Annotated in this window: 9 protein-coding genes; 3 read left to right on the forward strand and 6 right to left on the reverse strand. The window is 45.2% G+C overall.

Translation table 11 applies throughout. The features are described 5' to 3' along the window. The first annotated feature begins 515 nt into the window (after positions 1-515). Positions 516-2,042: a phospholipase D family protein gene (locus C9J03_RS26090; RefSeq protein ID WP_044621300.1), complete on the forward strand. Its 1,527-nt coding sequence runs from the start codon at positions 516-518 to the stop codon at positions 2,040-2,042. 74 nt (positions 2,043-2,116) lie between these two features. Here C9J03_RS26090 and C9J03_RS26095 read toward each other — a convergent pair whose 3' ends face one another. From C9J03_RS26095 to C9J03_RS27240, 4 genes are all read right to left on the reverse strand, one after another. After that, positions 2,117-3,013, reverse strand: a complete 897-nt coding sequence (locus C9J03_RS26095) for a 6-pyruvoyl trahydropterin synthase family protein (protein ID WP_044621301.1) — start codon at positions 3,011-3,013, stop codon at positions 2,117-2,119. A gap of 87 nt (positions 3,014-3,100) precedes the next feature. Beyond that, positions 3,101-3,769: an acyloxyacyl hydrolase gene (locus tag C9J03_RS26100; RefSeq protein WP_052829636.1), complete on the reverse strand. Its 669-nt coding sequence runs from the start codon at positions 3,767-3,769 to the stop codon at positions 3,101-3,103. 128 nt (positions 3,770-3,897) lie between these two features. Then, positions 3,898-4,161, reverse strand: a complete 264-nt coding sequence (locus C9J03_RS26105) for a SpoIIAA family protein (RefSeq protein ID WP_338064712.1) — start codon at positions 4,159-4,161, stop codon at positions 3,898-3,900. Then, the gene (locus C9J03_RS27240; protein ID WP_338064713.1) at positions 4,158-4,286 is read right to left on the reverse strand and encodes a hypothetical protein; all 129 of its coding nucleotides are present in this window, start codon (positions 4,284-4,286) and stop codon (positions 4,158-4,160) included. The genes C9J03_RS26105 and C9J03_RS27240 overlap by 4 nt, the downstream gene beginning before the upstream one ends. Positions 4,287-4,433: 147 nt before the next feature. Between C9J03_RS27240 and C9J03_RS26110 the strand changes: the two genes are divergently transcribed. Next, positions 4,434-5,213 (forward strand): AraC family transcriptional regulator, encoded by a 780-nt coding sequence (locus C9J03_RS26110; RefSeq protein ID WP_044621302.1) that lies wholly within the window; start codon positions 4,434-4,436, stop codon positions 5,211-5,213. On the opposite strand, the gene C9J03_RS26560 is transcribed toward C9J03_RS26110, so the two are convergent. Both C9J03_RS26560 and C9J03_RS26115 read right to left on the reverse strand, forming a co-directional pair. Beyond that, positions 5,207-5,470 (reverse strand): hypothetical protein, encoded by a 264-nt coding sequence (locus C9J03_RS26560; RefSeq protein ID WP_146149118.1) that lies wholly within the window; start codon positions 5,468-5,470, stop codon positions 5,207-5,209. The genes C9J03_RS26110 and C9J03_RS26560 overlap by 7 nt on opposite strands. Before the next feature lie 233 nt (positions 5,471-5,703). Then, the gene (locus C9J03_RS26115; RefSeq protein ID WP_231580586.1) at positions 5,704-5,997 is read right to left on the reverse strand and encodes a methyltransferase family protein; all 294 of its coding nucleotides are present in this window, start codon (positions 5,995-5,997) and stop codon (positions 5,704-5,706) included. Between the two features lie 84 nt (positions 5,998-6,081). Between C9J03_RS26115 and C9J03_RS26120 the strand changes: the two genes are divergently transcribed. Continuing rightward, positions 6,082-6,226: transposase (locus C9J03_RS26120; protein ID WP_146149067.1), on the forward strand; the 145-nt coding region annotated here is incomplete at its 3' end.

A 6,226-nucleotide genomic window follows, 5' to 3' on the forward strand; every position in this document is an offset into this window, starting at 1 on the left:
CGTGTAGTATCTGAATATCACGCATCTTGTTTTCTTCTTTTTGTTTTTGTGGTGAATTCATTAGATCAGAAGGCAAGGTGCGTGTCTACTTATTGAGCAATAAGGAATTTTTGTGGGGATTCCTGAGCCGTGGGCCATAACAGCATGCTGAGAAGCGAATTAAATAAACGTTATCCAGAATATAATCTCGACTCTGAATAATCATTTTAAAAGGTCAGTGTCAATTCGGAGCTGGCCTTAAGTCATACCAATCAATTAGCTCATTTATTATTATCGGCTTTGCCTCTGAGCAGGCCCCGTCCTTATAGATTAATTTTATTTTTACTCGTAGAAACAATTAATTACAATATACATAAGTAATTGTTCATCAATGTGTATGAGTGAAGCTTGCAAAATTGAATCACTATCTTTTATTACAAAGTCCAACACATAATTTATATCTTTAATTTGTCAATATAAGTTTCGCCAATTAAAATCTAACGTAACTTTGATAAGGAGTTTTACTAACAAAAGATATGGCCTACTTGTTTGTTTTTTTTCGCTATCTTGCTTTACTCGCAAGTTTATTTTCCTTTATCGGCTGCTCGTCTACTCCAACAGCCGAGAAAGTTCCGAGCTATACCATCCCGTTCAACTCACAAACTCAGCTGGCCAGCCAATCACTTCCCTATATCAAGAAACACCCAGAGCTAACAGGCTTCTACCCGCTCGGTGACGGCCAAGAAGCTTTCTTAGCTCGCCTCGCTCTTATCTATGGTGCAGAGCAAAGTATTGATTTACAGTACTATATCTACCGCAGCGATAGCACAAGTTCGTTGATGACATATGCACTTTACCAAGCGGCTGAACGCGGTGTACGAGTTCGGATATTACTTGATGACATGCAGTCGCGAGATGATAAAACCATGGCTCGGTTAGCCAGCCACCCAAATATTAAGATCCGCCTTTTCAACCCTTTCGAGAATCGCTCCGCTCGTGTATTTGGTTTTATCAGTGATTTTGATCGTCTCAACCGGCGCATGCACAACAAAGCCCTGATTGCTGATAATGCTTTTGTTATTACTGGTGGACGAAATATCGGTGATGAATACTTCGCCGCCAACACCGCTGTGGATTTTGGTGATTTCGATATATTGATGCTCGGAGAGGCAGTGACCAATATTGCCGTACAATTTGATACTTACTGGAACAGCAAACCTTCGACGCCTATTGAATCCTTGGTTCGACAAGGTCCAAAGCCCACCCCCGCTGAAATTGAACAATGGGAGAGCGATCTCAAGCGTGACTTCAAGCACTCGCAATATATTCAATCTATGGCACAACTTCCCCTTAGCAACCATATAAAAAATGAAACGCTTGAATTTTATTGGGGCAAGGCCGAAGTACACTACGATCTTCCATCGAAGATATATTCGCCCGAAGACACCGATCTTATGCTCCACCAGCTTAGTGCGATCCTTGCTCAAACAGAACACGAGTTGCTTCTGGTGTCCCCTTACTTTGTCCCAACCGTTCAGGGGACAAATGCTCTGACCCAGGCAGCCAAGGACGGTATTGATGTCACGATTATTACGAACTCATTGGCATCAAACGATGTCTTTGCCGTTCATGGTTGGTACGCCAAATACCGGGAATCCTTGCTTGCTGGTGGAGTAAAGCTGTACGAGGTAAAAGTCGATCCCAGTTTAAAAAAGAAGCGCTCATGGATGGGTAGCTCGCGCACCAGTTTGCACGCAAAAACCTTTATCATTGATCGAAAAGACTTATTTGTCGGTTCCTTTAATTTCGACCCTCGCTCGGCTTTCTTAAATACTGAGATGGGAGTCCTCATAGAATCAGAAGAGTTTGGAGAGTTGGTTTACCAGGGAGTGGATCGCAACCTGAAAAAGAATACTTATCGACTTGCTCTGGATAAAGATGGAAATTTGGAATGGCATAATGATTTAAGCGGGATCATTATACACAGTGAGCCCGATGCCAGTCTTTGGCTCAGATTTTCAGCTTGGCTTGCAGGATTACTACCGATAGAAAATCAACTTTAGCCCCCTAGCCAAAAATTGACAAAAGCCCCATCAACACAACATTGATGGGGCTTTTTACAACAAAGAAATTATAACTATGCGTCCAATTTACCAATTGCTGTCGCCATCGCGCCCTTACCGACGCCTTCATAAGCTATCACATCAATGGCTGAGCCCGCTTCCACTGACAAGCTAACCTGCTCAGCGATATACTGCGCCAGTAACTCAACCGTGGTATCAGTACCAATCATCTCAACATCATTTTTCGCGATTGCCAGCTCAAACTCACCCTGTGGTGCTGTGTAGCGAAATGCATGATGGCTTTGCTCATTCACCTTAGCAGCGAACGGGCTCAGGTTAAGTTCAGCAAGCGTACACTCATCTTCTGTGCTTCCTAGGTAAATATCCTGCCAGCGCTCAGCCCACTCTTGCTCCAGCGACAAATTACGCTGCCCGTTAATAAGTAATTCAACCGGAGAACGGTGGCCATGAGCGATACGCTGACAGTTTCCGTCGTGCTTTTTCAGCCCATGGCTATAGTGATAGTACGGCCCCTCTATTTGCTCATGACGAAGGGTTAACTCCAAGCCCTGGACATTGTCCGGCAGCTTACCTTCCAGCACCTTGTAGATATGGCGTGTAACAGATTCGATGGTAACTTCGCTGTCATCAATGAAGCAGTATGCTTGTTCAGGACAGTGCAAATGAAGGCTTTTGTCTCCACGCAACAAATCAACGGTGGCATAGCCTGGTTGGGTTGCGGCAGTGCGAATTGCAGCACTTTGGCTCGGGACAATCAATCGGTGATCAACATATTCATCAACGATCTGTTTAATTTGTTTTTTTACCCGGCTGAAATCAAGCACCATGCTCATTTCATTCAATTCGCCCGACATCACCACATCGAGGATCCAACTCTCCCCTACCATACCTCGCTGCTGGCAAAGGTAAGAGGCATCAATAACGGTGAGATCTCTAACAAATAGCTTCAAACTGAAGTCCTTACTGATTCTGGTTGCGGCAAGGCATTATACGCAGCTAAATTCCTGAGTAAACCGCTCAGGCTAATCGAAAAACCACTAAAAGCGATAGGTGGCGCCAAGATAGGCAGATGTTACCCCTTTCAGCTGCGTCTCGACCGTTACCGGCTTGCCATCACTCTCTGCTTGCCATGAACTGCGTTCAGACGGCAGAACCGTGTGGCGCAAGCCCACCTCGAAGCCCAGGTTATCGATCACCTGCCAGCCCAAACCAGCTTGGAAGCCAAAGACAACGCCACTTTCATCGTATTTACCTGCAAAATCCGAATCGGTCTCTGCGAAAGCATAACCAATATGGAGGCCGACAAAGGGTTTTACTGTTCCCTGCGGGCGAAAAATATGATCAGCACTGATCAGGTGTAGGCCGACATTGGTATCATACGCATCTGCACCATTGAACTGCGTCGTTGCCGTATGATATTCAAAGCTGTAGTACACACGCCCACGCTGATCTGGCATATACACCCCGAAGTCCAATGCCCCGAAGGCACCGAAGTCGCCATCATCAGCATCGATACTGCCAGAAGTCACTGAAGCGGTATCGTCATTCCCGAGCAAATTGCCACCGCCACGAAGACCAGCGAAATACTGAAAACCCGGAGCCTGGGAAGCTTCAGCAACTTTTTGTCCAGTAGCACTTTCATCACACCATGCGTGCATCGAAATCAGCGACAGCAAAACCCCAGATGCAATTACATTCCTTTTCATTTTCACCATACCTGTAGCGAAATTTATCATTCTCAATAGGGTCTGCTTACCTTTCCCCAAAACTATCAGCATCTTAATGGAAACACCCAGGCAATACTAGGCAGCTATCTTATTTCAGCTCGGTTCTACTACTCTCGCAACCAACTGATCGCCTCTAGCGAATCTTCGAAATAACGAACTTCACCACTAACAAACCAACTACCCACTTTGCTCATGACTTCTTGCCAATGCTGATTGCCATAGATAGCAACTTTGTTGAATTTACGGCCAAACCTTAAACCTAGTTTCAAATCATCCCATGCGGCATGAAGATCCCATCCTTCAAAATCTGTCCCGTCTACGTACACATTGACGGTTGGATTGTCGACTCCCTCCAACGCCTCTTCAATCAATGGCGTAATCTTCTGGTAATCTTCTGGTAATCTTCGTGGGTCAAGGTGCCAACTGCCTTCAACTCCATAAAGATCATTTCGTCTAAGTGCTCGACCTCAAGGTGGATACCATGGACATAGCTCATGTCTGTTCCTCTTTGAATCCGGCTACCTCAATAGTTTATACCCAAGAGGCCTGACTAGCAGGGTGAAGCCACCAGCTTACATCTACGTATACTTAACTCAGTGATCTCGCTATTATTTACCCAAAGCCCAGCGTTTACCTTTTCAACATGGCACTTATCACCGAGCAAGACAGATTCAACCCCGATAGGATTAACAGCCAAGTCGTTGGCATTGCGGCCAATATTGGCCGCCACGACTCAGGAATGCATTGCCATCAGAAGGCCCAATTGCTTTACGCCCCCTCCGGCTCTATGAGCATTACGCTGGAAAATCACCAATGTATCTTGCCGCCTACGCGGGCTGCCTGGATTCCAGCGGGGATCAACCACTGTGCAGTCATGACGAACGTCGTCGCCTATCGCTCGCTATATTTCGATACCAGGCAAAAAGTCAATTATCCAGACCAGATCAGGATCATCGGCGTAAATCCATTGCTTCGAGAACTTATTGAGAGGATGGCCTTTTGGTCATGGCAAATGCCATTCAATGAACAAGAAGCTGTTGTTAATTTGTTTTGGCAGGAGCTCGCGTCATCCCCGGATGAAACCCTGCTGCTACCCTTACCATCCGATCCTAGGCTGGCAGCTTGGCTAGATAAACTCAAACAAGAAGGGCATAACCCTGCTCCGCTCAATGAGGCCGCGCTATCAATTGGGGCCAGTGAGAAGACCATTTCGCGTATTTTCACCCGGGAAACAGGTATGCCCTATCAGGCATGGCGCCAGCAATGGCGCCTGATGAAAGCCATTGAACTGCTCTCCGACAATAAACCGGTGTCTGCTGTGGCTTTTGACTTAGGATTTTCTAGCGATAGCGCCTTCATTAGCTTTTTCCGCAAGCAAACAGGGACTACGCCAACTTCTTATATCAAAAAAACAACTTATTGAAGAGCCAGCACTTCAATTGATACTAATTGAGATGGCGATAATGAAGGTTCACTAAAAAAAACACTTAACTCCTCATATCGAATCTCTATTTCGCCAGCAAATGGTTTCAACAACTCATACAGCTCATCGAGAGGTTGGTCAGCAATACTAAGTGATAATGTAACCTCAACCCTAACTATTTGAGAGGTATCATAACCAGCGTGCGAAAGTTGCCCTTGATGCTGGCAATTTCTCTTTTCGCCTGTCGAATAAGGCACTTATTGTCTCTTGAAAAGTCAGAAGTATGAGATTGAAAGCTGGAGCGAAAAAAATCCACTTCACCGCTTTTAGCAAACAAACATGCCAATGGTAATTTTATGAAAGGTAAAATATTTTTATCTATTACTTTTATAATTTCCACGTCCCCTCCCTAAGCAATATCCTTAGGCATCACTAAATTAAAGCGTAGTTTAAAAACGTGATATGGAGACAAAAAAACACAATTCGCCAATCAACACCAGCGCCTTACCTGTTGGCAGTAATGCTCAAACTGTTCGCCAAACATAGCTTGCAGAATGGCTTCTTCCGGCGCAATTTGAAAGTTATTCATATAAAACACAAACATTACAATCATGACCAGTGGGCTGAGTGCCGAGAAATAGACAAAAGCAGCGCACAGGAAGCTCAACAGACCAAGATACATTGGATTACGGGAGTAACGATAGATTCCTGTTGTTACTAGCTTGGAGGTTTTATTGGGAAAGCGCGGATCGATGCTTGTCCTCGCCTTGGCAAAGCTCCACACTGCCGAGAGTCCCAGTGACCTGCTCCCCGCTTTCTAATCCAGCCATAACTTAGTAATGTTCATCTTATAAGAAGGAAGGTGAATATGAAGAAGCGATTCAATGAACAGCAGATCATTGCCATTCTCAAGGAAGCGGAGGCGGGTTTGCCCGTCAAAGAATTATGCCGCAAGCACAATATTTCTGATGCCACATTCTACCTCTGGCGTAAAAAGTACGCGGGCATGGATG

It is taken from the genome of Photobacterium gaetbulicola, assembly GCF_003025515.1.
In the GTDB taxonomy this organism is placed as follows: Bacteria; Pseudomonadota; Gammaproteobacteria; order Enterobacterales; family Vibrionaceae; genus Photobacterium; species Photobacterium gaetbulicola.

What these genes read in the sequence shown, in the direction of transcription:
- C9J03_RS26090 (WP_044621300.1), top strand. Translation starts at nt 516, where the DNA reads ATGGCCTACTTGTTTGTTTTTTTTCGCTATCTTGCTTTACTCGCAAGT.
- C9J03_RS26100 (WP_052829636.1), bottom strand. Translation starts at nt 3,769, where the DNA reads ATGAAAAGGAATGTAATTGCATCTGGGGTTTTGCTGTCGCTGATTTCG.
- C9J03_RS27240 (WP_338064713.1), bottom strand. Translation starts at nt 4,286, where the DNA reads ATGAGCTATGTCCATGGTATCCACCTTGAGGTCGAGCACTTAGACGAA.
- C9J03_RS26110 (WP_044621302.1), top strand. Translation starts at nt 4,434, where the DNA reads ATGGCACTTATCACCGAGCAAGACAGATTCAACCCCGATAGGATTAAC.